This is a genomic window from Phenylobacterium sp. LjRoot225 (assembly GCF_964252855.1).
Classification (GTDB): domain Bacteria; phylum Pseudomonadota; class Alphaproteobacteria; order Caulobacterales; family Caulobacteraceae; genus Phenylobacterium.
In genome coordinates this window covers 1,415,815-1,433,740 of record NZ_CAXUPL020000001.1, presented here as the reverse complement: position 1 = coordinate 1,433,740, position 17,926 = coordinate 1,415,815, and the positions used below count along the sequence as shown (strand labels likewise).

Here is a 17,926-nt window from a genome sequence, read left to right as displayed (position 1 = left end):
GCTCCGTCGCCTCAAGTCATGATTTCGGAGATCGGCTTGCTGGTGTGAAGGCCGCCTTCGCCCCAGGAATCCACCGGCACGCCCATCACCTGCTGCAGGGTCAGCCCGACGCGCGAGGCCGGAGAGCCGCCGCCGGCGACGTGCAGTCCGGTCTTGATCTTCCCGCCGGCCCGGCCCGCCAGCATCATCGGGACGCCTTCCACCGAGTGTGTCTTGGCGAAGTTGGTCTCCGAGTGGGCCACCACCAGGGTGTTGTCCAGCAGGGTGCCGTCGCCTTCCTTGAACTGGCCCAGGGTGTCCACGAACACGCCGAAGGCCTCCATGCAGCGCTCGACGAACCAGGTCGACTCCGGCTGGTAGCCAAGCTTCGGATCGATCTGCTCCTCGTGGGTCAGCTGGTGGTGCGAGATGGTGCTGCCCGCCTTCGTCAACGACGAGGCTCCGTTGTTGAAGTTCATGTTGAACACCCGGGTCTGGTTGCAGGCCAGCGCCATGGCCAGCAGCTGCGCCATCGTCTTATGGTTCTCGATGACGTACTCGATCTGGTTGTTCGGCGGGGTGGTGTCGGCGGGCCGCGGCGGGATCCGGCAGGCGGCGAGCGGCGCGGGTTTTTCCAGCTGCAGGGACAGCTGCTGCTCGGTCTGGCGAAGGGCGGTGAAGTACTGGTCGAGCCGCTCGCGGTCGCGGGCGCCCAGCCGGGCCTCCAGGTCCTTGCGCTGGTCGGCCACGGCCGACAGCACGCTCTGGCGCGCCATGATCTGCGGATCGGGCTTGAAGTCGGCCTTGTTGGGATCGACGAACTCCGGGCCGAACAGCCGGTTGTAGAAATTGATCGGCGAGCTCTCGGCGGGGTTCAGGCTGCCGGCGCCGCGGCCGCTGAGCGAGTTGGTGGCGTCCCGCGTGGCGGAGATCTCAAGCGAGCGGAACCGCGTCTGGCCGCCGATCTTGTCGGCGATCAGCACGTCGAACGACGGGGCGGGCAGGGCGGCGCTGGTGGGGGCGACTCCGGTGCGGATGCCGATGCCGCCGCTGTTGTGCGGCAGGTTGGGCTTGCCGTCGAGCGGGACGTCGAAGCCGGACAGGATGGATATCTTGTCGCTGTAGGGCGCGATCGGCTTCAGCTCGAAGGGCAGGTCGTAGCCCGCCCCGATCTTGGTCGGTTTCCAGCGGTCCTCCGTCACCCCCAGGCCCCAGAACCAGGCGCCGAAGCGGACCGGGATCGGCGCGCCGGAGGCCAACGCCTGGCCGTTGCCGTCGAGGAAGACGTCGAGCAGGGGCAGGGCGACGCCGACCGCCGCGCCGTTCAGCACGCCGCGCAGCATGGTGCGCCGGGAAAGCCGGATCATCAGCGGACCTCGCCTGTCTGAATGTTGGGCGTCTTGGGGCCGGCCGCCAGGGCCGCCACCTTGGCAGCCGGCGCGGGCGGCTCGGCCACGGCGTAGAATTCCGGGCTCAGCGCCACCTTCTCGATCAGGGCGCGGTACTTGTAGCCGCCGGCCTGGAAGCCCTTGCCGAGGGCGTCGAGCCAGCCCTTCGGCATCTTGTCCTCGGTGACGCCCGAGGCGTATTCGGCGACGCGCTTGGTCAGGCAGTCGGTCGGACCGGCGCTCTGGGACATCAGGTAGCCGAGGGCTGCGGCGCCGTCGAAGGCCTTGCCCTCGAAGCTGCCGCTGGAGTTGATCGGCGCGCCGTTCTCGGTGTTGCGGAAGGCGCCGACGCCGTCGAAGCGCTCCAGCGGCAGGCCCAGCGGATCGGTGATCTTGTGGCAGGAGGCGCAGACCGGGTCGGTGTTGTGCTGGGTCAGCCGCTGGCGCGCGGTCTTCAGCACCGCGTTCGACGTGTCGTTGAAGCCCGCGAAATCGACGTTGGCCGGCGGGTTCGGCACCGGCTGACAGAGCAGGACCTCGCGGACCGCCCGCCCGCGCAGGGTCGGCGAGCTGCGGCCCTCGTGCGAGAACAGCGCCAGGAAGGCGCCCTGGCCCAGCAGGCCGGCGCGCTCGTCCGTGGTCGGGATCTCGTACGGCTCCCAGCCGTCGGCCTTGGCGACGGGGGCGTGGTACATCAGGCCCAGCCGGCGGTTCAGGAAGGTCTTGCGGCTGGTGAAGATCTCCGGATAGGGCCGGTCCTGGCTGATCAGGTGATCGACGACCGTGAGCAGCATCTGCTCCTTCAGGTCCTGGGCCGCAGCCGCCGTGAAGCGCTTGTAGACCACCGTGTCCTTGGAGAGGTCGGAGACCCGATCCAGCATCAGGAAGTCGGTGAAGAACGCGCGGACGCCTTGCTCCGCCCGACGCGAGGCGAGCATACGTTCGACCTGCGCCTGCAGCCCCTTCGCGGTCTCCAGGTCGCCGTGAGCGGCCGCTTCCAGGAGGGCTTGGTCCGGCACGGAGTTCCAGATCAGGAAGCTCAGGCGCGCGGCCTTGGAATAGGGGTCCAGCTGCGCCCCGTCCGGCGCCGCAGTCTCCACCCGATAGAGGAACTCCGGCGAGACCAGCATCGAGGCGAGGCCGAGCTCCAGCCCCTTGTAGAAGTCCTGGGTCGGCCCGCCGCCCCGCCCGGCGAGGGTCGCATAGAATTCGACCTCGGCGGAGGTCAGCGGGCGGCGGAAGAGGTAGACGCCCAGCTGGCGATAGAAGCTGCGGGCGCAGGCGGCGTCCGCCTTGGCGGGATCGGCCGGCGTGCACGGCAGGAAGGTCGCCCGCCGCCGCTCGTCCAGCACCTGGGCGGCGATGGTCCTGGCCATGACGTCGAACTGCTCGAAGCCGGCCGGCGAGATGGTGCTGTCGGCTGCGCCGGTGGCGATCAGCTCGTGGTCGGGACGGACGATCGGATCGAAGCGGCCGCCAATCTTGATCTCGGCCCCGAAGATGTCGGCGATGGCGTTGCGGTATTGCACCTCGGTCAGCCGGCGCATGCCGACGACGCGGCCGGGCGCCTCGGCCGTGGCGACCAGGCCGGCCGCGTTCGCCTCGCGGCGGGTGGAGCAGCCGACCAGCGCCGCCATGAGGCCCGCAGCCGCCAGGGCCGTCGCCGTCCGCAGATGCCGTCGCGACGCCCGCATGCCCGCCTTGCTCCCAAACCCATGCGGCCCGTCCGGCGAGCTGCTTCGAGAGCAGGATCGAGAAGGTTCGATCTTACGTCAATTCAAAAAATGAATGATTCGTCTTGCGCGGGCGTCGGCGCGTGTGCGAGCGTCCGCGGCGTTGGGGGACAGTGACGCTCGAGGAGGCGATCTGTTGAGGTTGCGCGTGATGATGATGGCCGGCGCCGGCCTGGCTTTGGTGCTCGGCGGGAGCGCCGCGGCCCAGTTCAGTCCGAAGGAAGGTGTGGCGGCGCGGGTGAACGCCTATCGGGAGACCGGCTCGGCGTTCAAGACGATCAACGACCAGCTGAAGGCCCCAGCGCCCCTCAAGATCATGATGCGCACCTCGGCGCGGACGATCGCCGCCACGGGACGCGACCAGTACGCCTGGTTCCCGGCGGGCTCCGGTCCCGAGGCCGGGCTGAAGACAAAGGCCAAGGCCGCCATCTGGTCCGACGCAGCCGGCTTCCGCGACGCCCAGGCCCGCTTCCAGCGCGAGGCCGACCTGATGACCAAGGTCGTCGAGACCGGCGACAAGGCGGCGATGCAGAAACAGGCCCGGGCGCTCGGCCAGGCCTGTTCGGCCTGTCACCAGAAATACCGGGCGGAGGACTGAGCCGTGAACCGATCCGAGTTCGCCGGCGCCACCCGGCGCGGTCTCCTGAGGTTGGCGCTGGCCGCGCCGCTCGCCGGCTACGCCATGGCGGCCTCGGCGGCTGATGCGACCTGCGTCGACCCCGACGCCCTAACGTCCAGCCAGAAGTCGATGCGCGCCTCGCTGGGTTTCAAGTTGGTCTCGGAGGACCCGAAGAGGCGCTGCGGCGGCTGCGCCTTCTATACTGCGGCGCAGGGCGCCTGCGGCAAGTGCGCCCTGCTGAACGGTCCCGTGCCGGCGGACGGTCATTGCGATTCCTGGGCGGCGCGCAAATAGCGCGGAGAGACGGCGAGTGACTCTGGGCACAGCGTTTGGAGCCTGGCGCTCGCCGTCGCGGACCTGAAGGCGCTGGCCGCGCCCCGGCATGGCGCTAAGGTCGCCTCAAAGCAGGTCTCGGCGCCGGCCTCAGGCTGCAGCGGTCGAGCGGAGGAGGCGATATGGACGTCCAGCGCTACGGGCCCTGGGCCCTGGTCATTGGCGGCTCCGAAGGGGTGGGCGCAGCCTTTGCGCGCAAGCTGGCGGCCAGTGGCTTCAAGCTGGTTCTGGTCGCGCGCAAGGAGGCGCCGCTGCGTGAGCTGGCGGAGGAGCTCGAGACGATGGGCGGGGAGGTTCGGCGCCTGTCCGTCGACATGAGCCAGCCGGACGCCCTCGATCGCGTGCGAAGCGTCACCGACGACCTCGAGGTCGGCCTGCTGATCTACAATGCCGGGGCGAACAACACCCGCGGCGCCTTCGTCGAGCTGGATCCGGAGGTGTTCAGAGCGGTCATCGGGGTGAATGTGATCGGCCAGAGCGAGTTCGCCCGGCACTACGGCGGCCTGATGCGCGCGCGGGGGCGGGGCGGGATGATCCTGACCGGATCGCTGGCCGGCTACATGGGGGCGCCGTCGCTGGCGGCCTATTGCGGCGCCAAGGCCTTCAGCCGCATCTTCAGCGAAGCCTTGTGGGCTGAATGCAAGCCGCTCGGGATCGACGTGCTGCACCTCGTCATCGGCTTCACCGCGACGCCGGCCATGGTCCGGCTGGGCTACGACCTCAGCGCAGCGCAGTCATCGGAGGCGGTGGCGCAAGAGGGTCTCGACAACATCGCCAACGGCCCGGCGTGGATCGTCGGCGGCGAGGGAAACCTCAAGGTCGCGATCGCGCGGTCGCAGGTCACCGACCGCGCCCAGGCCATCGAGGCCTCGGCGACGCCGCCGCGGAGCTGAGCTTGGGGGCGGTCAGACGCGCGCGGTCCTGGATTTCGTGCGGGTTCCGTTGCTTGCCCGCACACGCTTCCTCGGCAGATCCACCCGATCCGCCCTCACCACGGCGGGGTTGCCGAAGTGCTGTGTAAGCCCGATCCGCCGGGCGAGCGTCTCGATCTTCTGCAACAGGGGCGCGCCTTTCGTCAGCCGATGGAGCGCCATCGGCAGCACGAATTGAGGCGTCGTTGCGCGCACGGCGAAGTCGCCCGCCTGGAAGGCGTGAGCGATCTCGCGCGGCCAGAAGCTACGATAGGTGCGCGTCGTGTTCTTCTCTATGGCGCGCTTGATGTGGAAGGACGCCACGGAGAGCAGGTTCAAGCTCTTGAAGGTCGGATAGTCGATCACCACCGTGCGGCGGGCGACGCGGCAAAACTCCTGCATGAGCCCCGTCCAGTCGTCGACGTGCGGAATAAGGCGGACCGAGACGACCGCGTCAAAACTTTCGTCGGCATAGGGCAGCCTAGAAAAGTCGGACGCCCTGAACTGCACGGCGCCGGTCGAAATCTCCCTCTGCAATCTAAGGGCGCAAGCTGTCGAGCTACCTAAAGTGGTAACGCGAAAGCCACGACGCAGCAACGGACCGGTCAGCTGAGCATGTCCGCCGCCGACATCGAGAATTGAGGAGCCCGGCGGGAGGTCCGCCAAAAGCTCGAGGACGCACTGTTCCTGGACCGAGAGCATGTATTCACCGGCCGCGCCGGCGAAACGGTTTGCGTATGCCTCAGATGACGTTTCTACATCGGCCCATTCCGCCACCGCGTCTACGGCGAAATCTCTGAAAGCCATGCCCCCACACCCCCCGATAACCCCCCGATCCACTGCCTCGTAATTGAGCGTGGGCGCCGTCTGAACCGTAGACGGCTGTCGGATTCTCAGCTTGAGGGCAATTGAGGCGTAAGTCTAGAGGTGTGGCCCCACAATCGCCACAATCTCGAGTAGCTGGCTAAGCTTGTTGATCTTGGCAAGGTTGTAATTTGGGGTTCGTCACGGCCATCGGAATCTCTAGCTTCGTCAGATTGTAGATGACGCCGCCCGCCCCGGCCGCGAAGAAGGTTTTGAGGCGGTGGAGCACAGCCGCTGAGAGCGCCACCGAAGGTGGAACGCCAAACAGGCCTAGCACGACCGTGTAGGCGAACTCCATCAGGCCGACATTTCCCAGGCTGAGGGGGATGTTCATGATCAGCATGATGAAGGGGGTGGCGTCCATGATCCGGACGAGCGGCGCAGAGGGGGCGAAGGCTGCGACGTTTAGCCAGTAGCTGACGCCGCACCCAGCGTAGAACAGAAGCGACAGGAGGAAGGCGCCCGCCAGGCGCCCATGCTGGCGCCGATAGAGGTTGATGGCGTTCAACACCTTGTCGCTCTTGTGGAACAGCCCATCGAGGCGCGGGACGAGGGACAGGCAGACGCGTCTCAGCAGGTCGAACGGCCGGCGATCGAAGATGACCCAGAGCAGCGCAAGGAGGCCGAGCGCGCTGACCGCGAGCGCTTCCTTGACGAACGGCGCCTGCAGGGAGCGGGCGTGCAGCAGGCTGCCCCCGGTGGCGAGGATCAGCAACACCACGAAGCCCGTCAGGCGGTCCGTGAAGACGCTGGCGGCCGCGGCCGCCATGTCGCCGGTGGACCGCCCCTGGAGGTTCACCCGGATGACGTCGCCGCCGATGTTGCTCGGCAGGACCAGGTTGAAGAAGCGTCCGCTCAAGTAGTAGCAGAACAGGCTCCAGACGCCGCTCTTCAGGCCCAGGGCGCGCGAAAGCACCTGCCATTTCGCCGCGCTGATGAAATCCAGCACAATGTTCATCGCGATCGACGCGGCGACGAAGGCGTAGCTAGCCCTGCTGAAGGTTGTCGCGAACTTGTTCCAGCCGTCCGCCGTGAACAGATCGGCCTTGTAGAGCACGTAACCCAGCATCAGCGCCGTGCCGACGAGCCTGGCGACCTTGAGCAGTCTGATGTTGCGGAGCTTGAACATGGCCATTGTACCCGGAAGTGCTGTTCAGGTCGGCGATCTCCAGAGAGATCTGGCTTTCATCCCATCCCGCTTCCTGCGCCATGATCCCGGCGCAAGACCGCAGCGCGTCTTCACCGGGATGCTGCAGGCTGCCCAGGTCCGTGCGGCGCAGAACGACGTCCGACAGCCGGATCGCCATCTCCTCCGTGACGGCGTGGACCACCTCGGCTTTCAGCACCGGGCTTCCGGGCAGCGTCGACATCAACTCAGGGCGCTCGCGGGCCGTGGCCAGGATCGCCTCGAACCCTGTCCCGTAGGTCGCGAGCAGACGGTCGGCTGTCGGACCGGGCAGGAAGGACAAGGCCTTGGCCCCTTCGTGCAGGAAGGCGTCCAGAGAGGCGATGTCGCCCCCATGGAGCGGTGTTCGGGCAGTGACGGATCGGGCTGCGCAGCCGAGCTTGCGGCAGGCCAGGTCGATGGCCTTCTCCGCCACGTCGCGAGAGGTGGTGAACTTCACCCCCGCAACGGAGATCAGGCCCTCGATCGCGTCGCTCTCGGCGTGGTCGATGATCTTGTCGTGCTTGTCGGGGCCCGCCTCTCCAGGGCTCTCCCCGGGCACCATGCCCCAGAGCACGCGTTTGACGTCCGATCTCGTCAGCCTGGCCGCCGGGTAGCCGTCGTTGATCATGTCGATGTAGGCGGCGATTTCTTCGTCGGAGACGCCGACCTTCTCCGGATCATCGTCGGCCGGCAGATGCAGCGAGCCGATCAGCGAGCTGCCGCGCCACGGAATGGCGAACTGGATGCTGGCCCCCTTGTCCAGCATCGCCTTCTTGTCGCGATACATGGCGCGGGCATGGAAGCTCAACGCATGGGTGTCGCAGAGCGATCGGGTGAGCAGGCTGAAGGCCTTCGAGCCGACGACGTAGTTCTGCTCCGTCACCCCTGACGCATGCAGCACCCCATTGATCCAGGGACCGGAGGCGTTGACGACCAGGCGGGCCTGCAGGGAAAGGCTCCGGCCGGAGATCCTGTCGATCGCCTCAACGCCTCTGGCGGCGCCGTTCTCCACGACGATCCGGGTCACCTCGGTATAGTTGGCGATCTCGGCGCCGGCCCCCGCGGCGGTCCGGAGCACGGACATCAGGAGGCGCTCGGTGTTCTGGATCTGGCCTTCGTGCCAGACGACGGCCCCTGCAAGTCCCTCTTGTTTGATTCCGGGCGCGATCTTCAGGGCTTCGGCCTTGGAGATCAGCCGTGAACCGGGGATCCGGCGAGCAGGATCGGCGAACTGCCGACGTTCCGGGCTCAGAAGGTCAAAGATCTTCAGGTAGATCGTCATCACCTCGCGGCCCTTCAGCCCGTGGCCATAGACGGGGAAGAGCACCGGCTGTGAGCGGACGAGATGGGGGGCGTTCTGGATCAGCAGATTGCGTTCGCGAATGGATTTCCGCATTCGGCGGAAATCGGCATGCTGCAGGTAGCGCATCCCGCTGTGGGCGATCTTGGCGCTGTTTGAAGAGGTCGCGCCGCCGAAATCGTCCCGCTCAAGCACGGCCACCTTCAAGCCGCGAAGGGTGGCGTCCAGGGCGCAGGCGGCGCCGTTGACGCCGCCCCCTACGACGATCACGTCGTAGGCCTTGCGGGTCAGGGAGGCGGTGTCTCGCTTCATCGCGGGCTCCTTCGTCGAGCACACTGTTCCGGCCTCGGCGCAGACGGGCTTTGTCGGCTCAATCGCGCTCAAGCGTCGCTATCGCTCCCGCAGAGGCGGTGTCGATACGAATGTGCGCGGACCCTCGCGGTTGCCGTTGGCGCCGCGCCCATGCTTAAGGTTGTTGAGCGTTGTGGTTGCGATTGAGGCGCCTGCGGGGGCGCATCCGGGGCTTTGCAGCGATTGCAGTCTGGAAAAGTTTCTGCGCGTCGTCGCCCGGCCGAGCCGGAAAACAGGCGGGCGGCCGCAAAGCGTCCGCCCGCCTGGCTCAGCCTCGAAGCCGGAGCCGGTCTTGCCCTGGAGCGTGATTCAGGACCCGAAGCGGTGCTTGATGCGGACGCCATACATGCGCGGCTGGCCCAGTTGGGCGGTTTCGAAGCCGGTGCTGACCCCGAGACCGGCGATGAAGGTGTAGTATTTCTCGTTCGTCACATTGGTCGCGAAGAGGGCCACGTCGACGGGCTGGCCGCCGATCGAGCTCCAGGTTGCGTCCAGGTTCACGAGGTTGAACGACGGGATGGTCCCCAGCTTCTGGATCGTCGGGTCGTCCGAGTTGCGGTCGCCGTAGTTGGTGACCTGTTTGCCGGTGTAGATGTAGTTCGCTCCGACCGTGATCCTGCCGATGCTCTCGTCGAGCGGCAGGGTGTAGTTCGCCGCGAGGGTGAGCTTGTTCTTCGGCGACAGGGCGACGGGGTCGCCCTTCCGCTGCGCGCCGTCGATCACATAGAGCGAGCCCGCGGGCGTCGGGAAGTCCGGGATCGAGAGGATCTTGGTGTTCAGGTAGGTGTAGCCCGCCTGGACGTTGAAGCCCTCGAACAAGGTCAGGGTCGTTTCGAGCTCGACGCCGTAGATCCGCGACTTGCCGGCGTTGATCGGCGCGGCGGTGAGAGCGTGCCGGCGCGGTAGCCGCGGGCGTACTTGGCGTACACCAGCACGTCCGACGTCGGCGTGTAGTCGAGGTCGATGAGCCAGGTCGGCTTGTGCGACGTCTGCTTAGAGCTGAGCGTGCAGGTCGCCGGCGGCGCCGTCGGGTTGGTGCAGACCGCAAAAGACGTGACCGGACCTGGAAGTGACCGCGCCGAAGGCCGTCGTGACGCGCGCCCTTTCGGGCTCAGTATTCCGCTGGCGGGGCGATGGCCGGCTCGGCTAATCCGATCCCATGACAGCATCGGCCGCCAACGACGATTTCGAGCCTGCCGCGCGGGTCCACCTCTCCCAGGGGCTGAGGCTCAACTACTTCGACTGGGGAAACCAGGGCGCGCCCCTGCTGCTGCTGGTTCACGGCATACGCGACCATGCGCGCAGCTGGGACTGGGTGGCGCGGGCGCTTCGCCATGACTGGCATGTGATCGCGCCGGACCTTCGCGGCCATGGCGACAGCGCCTGGTCGCCCGATGGCGGCTACCTCGGCTCCTACCATGTCCTCGACATCGCCGACCTGGTCGAGACCCTGGTCGGCGAGCCTGGGGGGCAGGGGCCGCTGACGATCATCGGCCACTCCTTCGGGGGCAATGTCGTGGCGCGCTACTGCGCCGCCTATCCCGACCGTGTGCGCAAGCTGGTGCTGGTGGAGGGGCTGGGGCCGTCGCCGAACGTGCAGGCCGAATGGGCCGCGCTCGGCCCGGCCGCACGCACGCGGGACTGGATCGACAAGCGCCGGGCCACGGCTGCGGCGCCGCCGCGGCGCATGGCCACGCTCGCCGAAGCTGTCCAGCGCATGCAGGCGGCCAACCCGCACCTCTCCGAGGCGCAGGCGTCCCATCTGGCCCGGCACGGCGCGCGCCGGCATGCCGACGGCTATGGCTGGAAGTACGATCCGCTCGTCAGCATCTTTCCGCCCGAGGACTTCTCGGCGCTGGGCCCGGCCGTCTGGCAGGCGATCGCCGCGCCGGCGCTGCTCTGCTACGGGACGGAAAGCTGGACGACCGATCCCGAGAAGGACGGCCGCGCCAGCCATTTCCGGGACCGCCGATCCCTGGCCTTCGAGATGGCCGGGCACTGGCTGCATCACGACCAGTTCGACGCCTTCATGGCGGCGCTGCGGGACTTTCTCTGACGTCGCCCGCCGTTTGACCCTGGATCAGCGCTGAGCCTGCTGGATCGGCCCGCGCGGGGCGCCGACCAGCACGCCCTTGTCGAAGACGAAGGCCGGCTTGGCGGCGAAATCGAGCCCCGTGGAGACCGAGGTGCAGGCGCCGGTCTTCGGGTCGGGATCGCCGTCGGCCAACACCCGCAGGGTCTTGCGCACCGAGGCGCAGTCCACGCCCGCCGTGCTGGCGACGCCCGGGCCGCCGACGTGCATGACCGCCAGCGCGTTGTCGATCGGACGGTAGCCGCCGGCGTCGCCCACCAGTTCGCCCTGCGGCGTCAACCGGACGCGGAGGCGGGCGTGGTTGAGGATGAATTCCCCGCCGCTCGCCCCGACCCAACTCCGCGGCAGGACCAGATTGGCCGGATCGGTCGTCAGGACGCCGTTCTCGATGCGGCCGGTGAGCACGATGCGGTAGCGCGGGTTGGAGGTCACGTTCAGGCTGCCGCCGTCGGTGATGGCCTGGGTCGTATCGACCGGCGGCTTGTCCGGCGAGGCGGCGATCAGGACCTCGACCTGGGGATCATTCTCCCAGCTGTCGACGCCGCGGACGACCACCACCACCGGATCCGACGTCCAATACAGTTCGCCGGCCCCGTCGCCGACGCCGGTCGCGGCCCCGCGCCAGAAGGTGTTGCAAGCGATGGCGCGGAAATACTGGTTGTCCACGCCGGCCTCGCCGGTCGGGCTTGTGAAGCTCTTGTGGGCGCAGGCGCCGGGCGCCGGGCGGTCGTCGGAGGCCGCACGGTCCAGGTCCAGGCCGGGGCCGATCTTGCTCTGCACGGTCTTCTGCAACCCGCGATCCGGCGTGTCGAAGGCCTCGGAATTGGTGCAGATGTCCTTGCCGCCGGGTCCGTAGACGTAGTCCTCCTTGTACTTGTGCTCGAGCTCCGCGGCGTTCTCGGCCTTCAGCAGCCGCGCCTGCTCCGCCGGCGTCTGTGTCGCCAGGAAGGCCTCGCGCAGGGAGGGCGAACGTCCTTCCGGACAATCGATCTTCTCGTCGCCGCGATAGAAGACCACGCCCATCTTGGCGAGGACGAAGCCGTAGTCGGGGTTCTGTCGCGGCTGGCCGGCTCCCGCGGAGAAGGCGAGCAGCACCAGTCCTCCCGCCGCCGCGCCGTACCGTGAGAGCTTCAGGCGCGCCATCGTTTCCTCCGCATCGACGTCACACCGCCCCGTCGCGCTCACGGCGCGGCGTTCGGCGGCCATGGGTGAATTGGAATTAGAATTATTCGTAAGTCAAATTTATTGGCGAGGGGCGACGATGGTCGCCGGCGTCTCGGCGTCTGGCCCGGCCGCCTCAACCTTTGATTCACCACGCCTTTTCACGACGCCTTAGAGGGCTGTGTGGTCTCTCGGAGCATGTCGTCGACCACCCCCGCACCCACCGATGCCTACGCCGCGAGACTGGCGGAGCTGAGACAACGTTTCCGGGCGCGACTGCCAGCGCAACTCACGGTCATCCACAAGTACGCCAAGCAGTTGCACCGCGGCGAGCTCGCGCCCGCGGAGCTCAAGCCGCTGCGGATCGAGCTGCACAGCCTGGCCGGGTCCGCCGGAGCCTTCGGCGAGGCCCAGCTCGGCGCCAAGGCGAAGGCGCTGGAGAACTGGCTCATTGAACTGGAGAGGGGCGCGCTGAGCGACGCGGCGCCGCTCGCCCGTGAATTGCTCGCCTTCACCAGCGTCATCGACGGGGACGGCGAGCCGCCGGCATGACTGTGAGCTGGCAGCCTGGACGGCTCAATCCAGCGGACGAGGCGATCGGCGACTTTCTGGTGCAGCGGCGTTTCATCACGCTGCGGCAGCTGGACGAGGCGGCCAAGGCCGCCATCGAATGGAAAATGTCGCTGAGCGACGTCCTCATGGCCAAGAACTGGCTGCGGCCGATCGTCTTCTATCGCGCCCTGGCCGAACAGTTCGACCTGCCGTTCGTGGACCTGTCGAAGGAGCCGCCGGATCCGGAGCTGCTCGATCCGGCGATGACCGAGACCTACGCGGCCCAGGCCACCCTGCCGATCCGCCGGGTGAACGGCCGGGTCGTGGTGGCCACTGCGCGCCCGGGCGTCGAAAGCCTGCTGTTCGCGCGCCGCCAGTTCGGCGCGACGGTGGACCTGGTCGTCACCTCGAAGTTCGACATCCTCTGGGCCCTGCAGCACGCCTTCCGCGAGGAGCAGTCGCACCAGGCCGTCTACGCCCTGGCGGAGACCGACCCGCTGATGTCGGCGCAGACCGTAGCGACGCGCGGACAGCTGGCGGTCATGGCCGCGCTGGGGTTCGGCTTCGTGCTGGGCCTTGTCCTTGCGCCGGTCGCAACCTTGATCGCGGTGCAGGCGCTGATCGCCCTGTTCTACACCGGCAACTTCATCTTCAAGGCGATCCTGGTCTGGGCCGGCGGCCGCGGCCAGGCCGGCGGCGCGAAGGCCCTGGAGGCGGAGGCGCGGCTGCTTTCGGAGGCGGATCTTCCCGTCTACACCATCCTCGTGCCGATGTTCCGCGAGCCGGAGGTGCTGCCGATCCTCGCCGGCGCCCTGCGCGACCTCGACTATCCGCTGGCCAAGCTCGACATCAAGATCGTGCTGGAGGAGGGCGACGAGCCGACCATCGAGGCGGCCAAGCGGCTCGGCCTGGAAGGCATCTTCGAGATCATCCGGGTGCCGCCGTCGCAGCCGCAGACCAAGCCCAAGGCCTGCAACTATGCGCTGCCCTACGCCCGCGGCGACTACCTCGTCATCTACGACGCCGAGGACAAGCCCGAGCGGGACCAGCTGCGCAAGGTGGTGGCCGCCTTTCGCCGATCGCCGAAGAACATCGCCTGCATCCAGTGCCGCCTGAACTACTACAACGCCGGGGAGAACTGGCTCACCCGGCTGTTCACGCTCGACTACTCCCTATGGTTCGACCTGATGCTGCCGGGCCTGGAGCGGCTTGGCGTGCCGATCCCGCTCGGCGGGACGTCCAACCACTTCAAGATCGACGTGCTGCGCGAGCTGCACGCCTGGGACCCCTTCAACGTCACCGAGGACGCCGATCTCGGCATCCGCATGACCCAGAAGGGCTACCGCGTCGGGGTCATCGATTCCACGACCTACGAGGAGGCGAATGTCTCCCAGAGCAACTGGGTCCGGCAGCGGTCGCGCTGGATCAAGGGCTATATGCAGACCTTCCTGGTGCACACGCGCCGCCCGCTGCATCTGATGCGCTCGGTCGGGCCGCTGGGCGTCATCGGCTTCGTCTTCTTCATCGGCGGCACGGCGGTGTCGGGCCTGCTCAACCCGATCGTCTGGGCGAGCTTCCTGTTCTGGCTTCTCGGCCGTGGCCTGGGGGTTTCGATGAACCTGCCCGAGCCCGTGCTGCTGCTTGCGCTCTTCAACCTGATCGCGGGCAATGGGCTCTTCATCTGGCTGATGAGCGTCGCGCCGATCCGGCGCAACAAGTTCGAGCTCTCGCCCTTCGCCCTGACCGCCATCTGGTACTGGGTGCTGATGTCCGTCGCGGCGTGGAAGGGATTGTGGCAGCTCGTCCGCAACCCGTTCTACTGGGAGAAGACCTCGCACGGTCTTTCCAAGCACACGGCGGCCGAGGTGGCGTCCGCCCTGGCGGCGGAGCCGACGTCGTCATCCTTCAGTTCGGGGCCAGCCTTGAATTCAGGCCCCGCCCCCAGCTCCGCGCCGGCCGTCGGCGTCTTTGCGCAGGCGGCCGATGCCTTCCCGCCCGGGCGCGCCGCCGCATGACCCGGGCCCTGGCTTCCGAGGCGTCGCCGTCGCGTTTCGCACGGGTCGGCGCGCGCGCCGCATCCGTCCTGCCGCTGGCCGCGGCGGTCGCCCTGCTGGCGCTGCAGATGCGCAGCGGAGCGCTGGACGCCGCGGCGGAGGGGACCCCCGTCACCGTGCGCGCGGCCCTCGCCCTGGACGCGCCGGCCGACGGACTGCTCGCCCGCTTGCTGGCCGGGCCCGCATCGCTGTTCGGCATGACCGGGCAGGGCGGGCTGATCGTCGCTCTCGCCCTCGTGGCGACCTTCCTCTGGTCGAGCGGATTCCAGCGGCTGTCGCAGGCCCGCTGGTCGCGGGCCGCGCTCGTTCTACTCCTGATCGCCAGCCCCATGTGGCAGGCGATCCTGGCTGCAGGCGCCGGGCCCGCGCTTGCGACGGTCGGCATGTGGGTCGCCTGCTGGGGATTGTTCGAGCTGCGTGCGGCGCCGGGCGCGCCCGCGGTCATGACGATCGCCATGGGACTGGTCGCCGCGGCCTTCGCCGACCTCATTGGCGCGGTCTTCGCCGGGTTCGCCGCCCTGTTTTTCGTCCTGGCCGCGCCCCCGGCCATGCTGCGGCGATCCTGGCTCGGCGTCGCGATCGCCCTGCTGTTCCCGCTGTTCTTCTCAGCCTTCGGCCTGGTGCTGATACGCTGGATCCTGGATCCCGCGAGCGTCGTGATTTCACCGCCCGCGGCGCTCCTGCATTTGGCGTCGGACGACCTCCTCCTCGCCGGGATGGCGGCGGCGGGCGCGCTGCTTTTCTGCACGCCGCTGATCGCCACGGTGCTCATCTCCAGACGCAGCTTCACCACCGTAGCGCCCGCCATGGCGGTCGCTGGAAGCGCGGTCTGCTCGGCCGTCGTGACCGTGCTGCTTGGCCATCCCCTGATGCTCGCCCTAGCCGCCGCCAGCGTCGCGCCCGCCATCGCCGCCGCCTGGCTGCCGTCATCCGAGCGGGCGCGCTTCCATGCCGGAGCGATCCTCGCCGTCGGATTGGCCGCCGGCGCGGCCGTCGCCTCGCTCGACGCCAGTCCGAAGCTCGGACACTGGCGCGAAGCCGTCCTGGGGGCGGACCCCGCCGCCCAGAGAATTCCCCTGCCGGCGCGTTGGCCGGAACAAAGCCTGCCCGAGGCAAGGAGCTGGCAAGGCTCCCTCGGCGATAATCCCCCCAAGCCCGTTTCGACGGCTGACTGAGGACAACATGCGCATCTTGGTTATCGACGACTCCGAGGACGCCCGCGACCTGCTCGCGGCCGCCCTGGCGTCGGGCGGGCATCTCGACATCACCTTCGCCGTCTCCGGCGAGGAGGGGCTGCAGGTCGCCGCCGAGGCGAACCCGACATTCGACATCGTCTTCCTGGACATCCTGATGGTCGGAATCGACGGGGTCGAGACCTGCGCGCGCCTGCGCACCGACCCGCGCTACGCCGACCTGCCGATCATCATGGTCACCTCGAACAACGACATGGATTCGTTGCAGCACGCCTTCATCGCCGGCGCGACGGACTACATCACCAAGCCCTTCAACCGCATCGAGCTGCTCGCGCGGCTGCGCGGCGCCGTGCGCCTCAAGGGGGAGCTCGACCGGCGCAAGTCCCGCGAGGCCGAACTCGTCGCCGCCTACAACGAGGCGCGCGCCAACGCCGGCGATCTGGTGGACCGGGCGACCGGCCTGCTCAGCCGGCAGGCGGTCGAAGCCCTGCTGCGCGAAGCGAATGACCAGCGGGACGCCGCCGACTTCAGCGTCCTGGTCGCCCAGATCGACGCCTACGACCGGTTTCGCCAGGCGCATGGATCTGCGGCCGCGGAGCAGATGTTCCGCGACGTGGCCGCCGCGGCGCGACGTCTACAGGCGCCGCTCGGCGCGCTGCTGGCCGCCTATGACGACGGCGTCCTGATGATCCTGGCGCCGGCTGCAGAACCGGCGCTGCTGGCGCGCCTCGCGGCCGAGCTCGTCGCCGCGGTGCGCGCCCTGGCGATCCCGCACCGCGACTCCGGCAGCGGCCCCTTTGTGACCCTCAGCGTCGGCGCAAGCAGCGCGAGCGGGGAGGGCGGACGCCACCCCCTCTCGCTGGCCATAGAGGCGGCCGAGCTGGCCGCCGAACAGGGCGGCGCCCGCATCCACCACGCCCCGACGAGGACGACAGGACGAACCAATGCTTCTTAGAACGATTTTGGGCGCTTCGATCGCCAGTTCCGTGGCGAGCGTCGCCGTCGCCGGCGCCTGGACCGAGCCGAAGGGCGAGGGGCAGGCCATCCTCACGGGCGCCTACAGCCATAGCGGCAAGGGCTACGCCTCGGATGGGCGTGTCGTCGACATCGGCCGCTACGACAAGACGACGCTCAGCCTGCTGATCGAATACGGCCTGACGGATCGCACGACCCTGTTCGCCAAGCCTGAATTGCGCGCCGTGGATCTGAAGGCGCCTGGCGGGACGACCCAGCGCTCTCGCGGGCTCGGGCTGAGCGAGTTCGGCGTCCGCAATCGGTTCGCGAAGATGGGCGGCTGGGTGATCGCGGCCCAGGCCAGTGGCTTCGCGCCCGGCTCCTCCAACAAGAGCACCAATGTCGCCCAGGCCGGCGCGACGGACGCCGAGGCCGACGCCCGGCTCCTGGCGGGCCGCCCCTTGCCCTTGCCGGGCGACGGCGGCTTCATCGATGTGCAGGGCGGCTATCACCTGCGGGCCGGAGCCGCGCCGAACGAATACCGCGCCGATGTGACGGTCGGCTGGCGACCCAAGCGGACCGTCCTTGTCTACGCCCAGTCGTTCAATACCTGGGCGGACGGCCGCGGACGCGGCTTCTATGACAACTACCAGTACCACAACCTCTCCCTGAACGGCGCGGTGGATATCGCGCAGAAGGTGAGGCTCCAGGCCGGCGTCTTCGGCACGGCGAGCGGACGAAACGCGCTTCGCGAGCGCGGCGTCACCATCGGCGTCTGGCGTCGTTTCTGATGGCGGGCGGCGATCTTGCCCAACTGACCGCGGCCGCCGCACTCGATGCGAGCGAGCTCCGCCGTAGTCGGCCCAAGCGGCCCCTCGCCGGCGCCCGCATTCTCGTCGCCGACGACGTCGCCGTGAACCGGGAGCTGACGCTGCTCTTCCTGCAGATGTTGGGCTGCAGCGTAACCCTGGCGGAGGACGGCGCGGCCGCCATCGAACGGTGGGAGCACGAGCCGTTCGATCTCGTCCTGATGGACCTGCTGATGCCGGTGATGGACGGGTGGAGCGCCGCGCGCGAGATCCGGCGGCGCGACGGGCAGGTGCCGATCTTCGCCATCACGGCGAGCGACGCCGATCAAGCCGCGGGACTGGCGGAGGCTGGCTTCGACGGGCGTGTCGAGAAGCCCTTCCGGCTCGACCAGTTGGCGGATGCGCTCGCCGACTGGTTCGAGGGCTGAGCGGGCGGCGACCAAGGCCGCCGTTCGCAGCGGCCTG

General features: G+C 68.4%; 17 protein-coding genes. 10 read left to right on the top strand and 7 right to left on the bottom strand.

The features are described from left to right. Positions 1–11: 11 nt before the first annotated feature. Positions 12–1,346: a DUF1552 domain-containing protein gene (locus tag ACSQ2B_RS06860; protein ID WP_436048481.1), complete on the bottom strand. Its 1,335-nt coding sequence runs from the start codon at positions 1,344–1,346 to the stop codon at positions 12–14. Further along, positions 1,346–3,061 carry a DUF1592 domain-containing protein gene (locus ACSQ2B_RS06855; protein WP_436048480.1) on the bottom strand — a complete coding sequence of 572 codons (1,716 nt, stop codon included), beginning with the start codon at positions 3,059–3,061 and terminating at the stop codon, positions 1,346–1,348. The genes ACSQ2B_RS06860 and ACSQ2B_RS06855 overlap by 1 nt, the downstream gene beginning before the upstream one ends. Before the next feature lie 175 nt (positions 3,062–3,236). Between ACSQ2B_RS06855 and ACSQ2B_RS06850 the strand changes: the two genes are divergently transcribed. The 3 genes from ACSQ2B_RS06850 to ACSQ2B_RS06840 all read left to right on the top strand — a co-directional run bounded on the left by ACSQ2B_RS06850 (position 3,237) and on the right by ACSQ2B_RS06840 (position 4,945). Then, the gene (locus tag ACSQ2B_RS06850; protein WP_436048478.1) at positions 3,237–3,698 is read left to right on the top strand and encodes a c-type cytochrome; all 462 of its coding nucleotides are present in this window, start codon (positions 3,237–3,239) and stop codon (positions 3,696–3,698) included. 3 nt (positions 3,699–3,701) lie between these two features. After that, positions 3,702–4,013 (top strand): high-potential iron-sulfur protein, encoded by a 312-nt coding sequence (locus ACSQ2B_RS06845; protein WP_436048476.1) that lies wholly within the window; start codon positions 3,702–3,704, stop codon positions 4,011–4,013. A 161-nt stretch (positions 4,014–4,174) separates the two neighbouring features. Beyond that, a complete protein-coding gene (locus ACSQ2B_RS06840; protein ID WP_436048474.1) occupies positions 4,175–4,945 on the top strand; it encodes an SDR family NAD(P)-dependent oxidoreductase in 771 nt (256 codons plus the stop codon). Positions 4,946–4,957: 12 nt separating this feature from the next. On the opposite strand, the gene ACSQ2B_RS06835 is transcribed toward ACSQ2B_RS06840, so the two are convergent. The 4 genes from ACSQ2B_RS06835 to ACSQ2B_RS06820 form a co-directional block, all read right to left on the bottom strand. Further along, positions 4,958–5,770 (bottom strand): class I SAM-dependent methyltransferase, encoded by an 813-nt coding sequence (locus tag ACSQ2B_RS06835; RefSeq protein WP_436048472.1) that lies wholly within the window; start codon positions 5,768–5,770, stop codon positions 4,958–4,960. A 157-nt stretch (positions 5,771–5,927) separates the two neighbouring features. After that, a complete protein-coding gene (locus ACSQ2B_RS06830) occupies positions 5,928–6,896 on the bottom strand; it encodes a lysylphosphatidylglycerol synthase transmembrane domain-containing protein (protein ID WP_436048470.1) in 969 nt (322 codons plus the stop codon). Beyond that, positions 6,814–8,607 carry a glycerol-3-phosphate dehydrogenase/oxidase gene (locus tag ACSQ2B_RS06825; RefSeq protein WP_436048468.1) on the bottom strand — a complete coding sequence of 598 codons (1,794 nt, stop codon included), beginning with the start codon at positions 8,605–8,607 and terminating at the stop codon, positions 6,814–6,816. The genes ACSQ2B_RS06830 and ACSQ2B_RS06825 overlap by 83 nt, the downstream gene beginning before the upstream one ends. Before the next feature lie 348 nt (positions 8,608–8,955). Then, positions 8,956–9,519 (bottom strand): TonB-dependent receptor domain-containing protein, encoded by a 564-nt coding sequence (locus tag ACSQ2B_RS06820; protein ID WP_436049601.1) that lies wholly within the window; start codon positions 9,517–9,519, stop codon positions 8,956–8,958. A gap of 286 nt (positions 9,520–9,805) precedes the next feature. Between ACSQ2B_RS06820 and ACSQ2B_RS06815 the strand changes: the two genes are divergently transcribed. After that, the gene (locus ACSQ2B_RS06815) at positions 9,806–10,702 is read left to right on the top strand and encodes an alpha/beta fold hydrolase (protein WP_436048466.1); all 897 of its coding nucleotides are present in this window, start codon (positions 9,806–9,808) and stop codon (positions 10,700–10,702) included. 24 nt (positions 10,703–10,726) lie between these two features. Here ACSQ2B_RS06815 and ACSQ2B_RS06810 read toward each other — a convergent pair whose 3' ends face one another. Beyond that, entirely contained in the window at positions 10,727–11,881 is a 1,155-nt protein-coding gene (locus ACSQ2B_RS06810; protein WP_436048464.1) for a hypothetical protein, read from the bottom strand. 216 nt (positions 11,882–12,097) lie between these two features. On the opposite strand from ACSQ2B_RS06810, the gene ACSQ2B_RS06805 reads away from it, so the two are divergent. Genes ACSQ2B_RS06805 through ACSQ2B_RS06780 form a run of 6 tightly spaced genes read left to right on the top strand, consistent with a single transcriptional unit; the run spans position 12,098 to position 17,889 of the window. Next, positions 12,098–12,451: an Hpt domain-containing protein gene (locus ACSQ2B_RS06805; protein ID WP_436048462.1), complete on the top strand. Its 354-nt coding sequence runs from the start codon at positions 12,098–12,100 to the stop codon at positions 12,449–12,451. After that, the gene (locus ACSQ2B_RS06800) at positions 12,448–14,466 is read left to right on the top strand and encodes a glycosyltransferase family 2 protein (RefSeq protein ID WP_436048460.1); all 2,019 of its coding nucleotides are present in this window, start codon (positions 12,448–12,450) and stop codon (positions 14,464–14,466) included. The genes ACSQ2B_RS06805 and ACSQ2B_RS06800 overlap by 4 nt, the downstream gene beginning before the upstream one ends. Then, positions 14,463–15,680: a hypothetical protein gene (locus tag ACSQ2B_RS06795; RefSeq protein WP_436048459.1), complete on the top strand. Its 1,218-nt coding sequence runs from the start codon at positions 14,463–14,465 to the stop codon at positions 15,678–15,680. The genes ACSQ2B_RS06800 and ACSQ2B_RS06795 overlap by 4 nt, the downstream gene beginning before the upstream one ends. Before the next feature lie 7 nt (positions 15,681–15,687). Then, on the top strand, positions 15,688–16,653 hold the full coding sequence (locus ACSQ2B_RS06790; RefSeq protein WP_436048457.1) for a response regulator: 966 nt from the start codon (positions 15,688–15,690) through the stop codon (positions 16,651–16,653). Further along, on the top strand, positions 16,643–17,443 hold the full coding sequence (locus tag ACSQ2B_RS06785; RefSeq protein ID WP_436048455.1) for a hypothetical protein: 801 nt from the start codon (positions 16,643–16,645) through the stop codon (positions 17,441–17,443). Before ACSQ2B_RS06790 ends, ACSQ2B_RS06785 begins: the two co-directional genes overlap by 11 nt. Continuing rightward, complete coding sequence (locus tag ACSQ2B_RS06780) at positions 17,443–17,889, top strand: response regulator (protein ID WP_436048454.1); 447 nt, start codon at positions 17,443–17,445, stop codon at positions 17,887–17,889. Before ACSQ2B_RS06785 ends, ACSQ2B_RS06780 begins: the two co-directional genes overlap by 1 nt. Positions 17,890–17,926 lie beyond the last annotated feature (37 nt).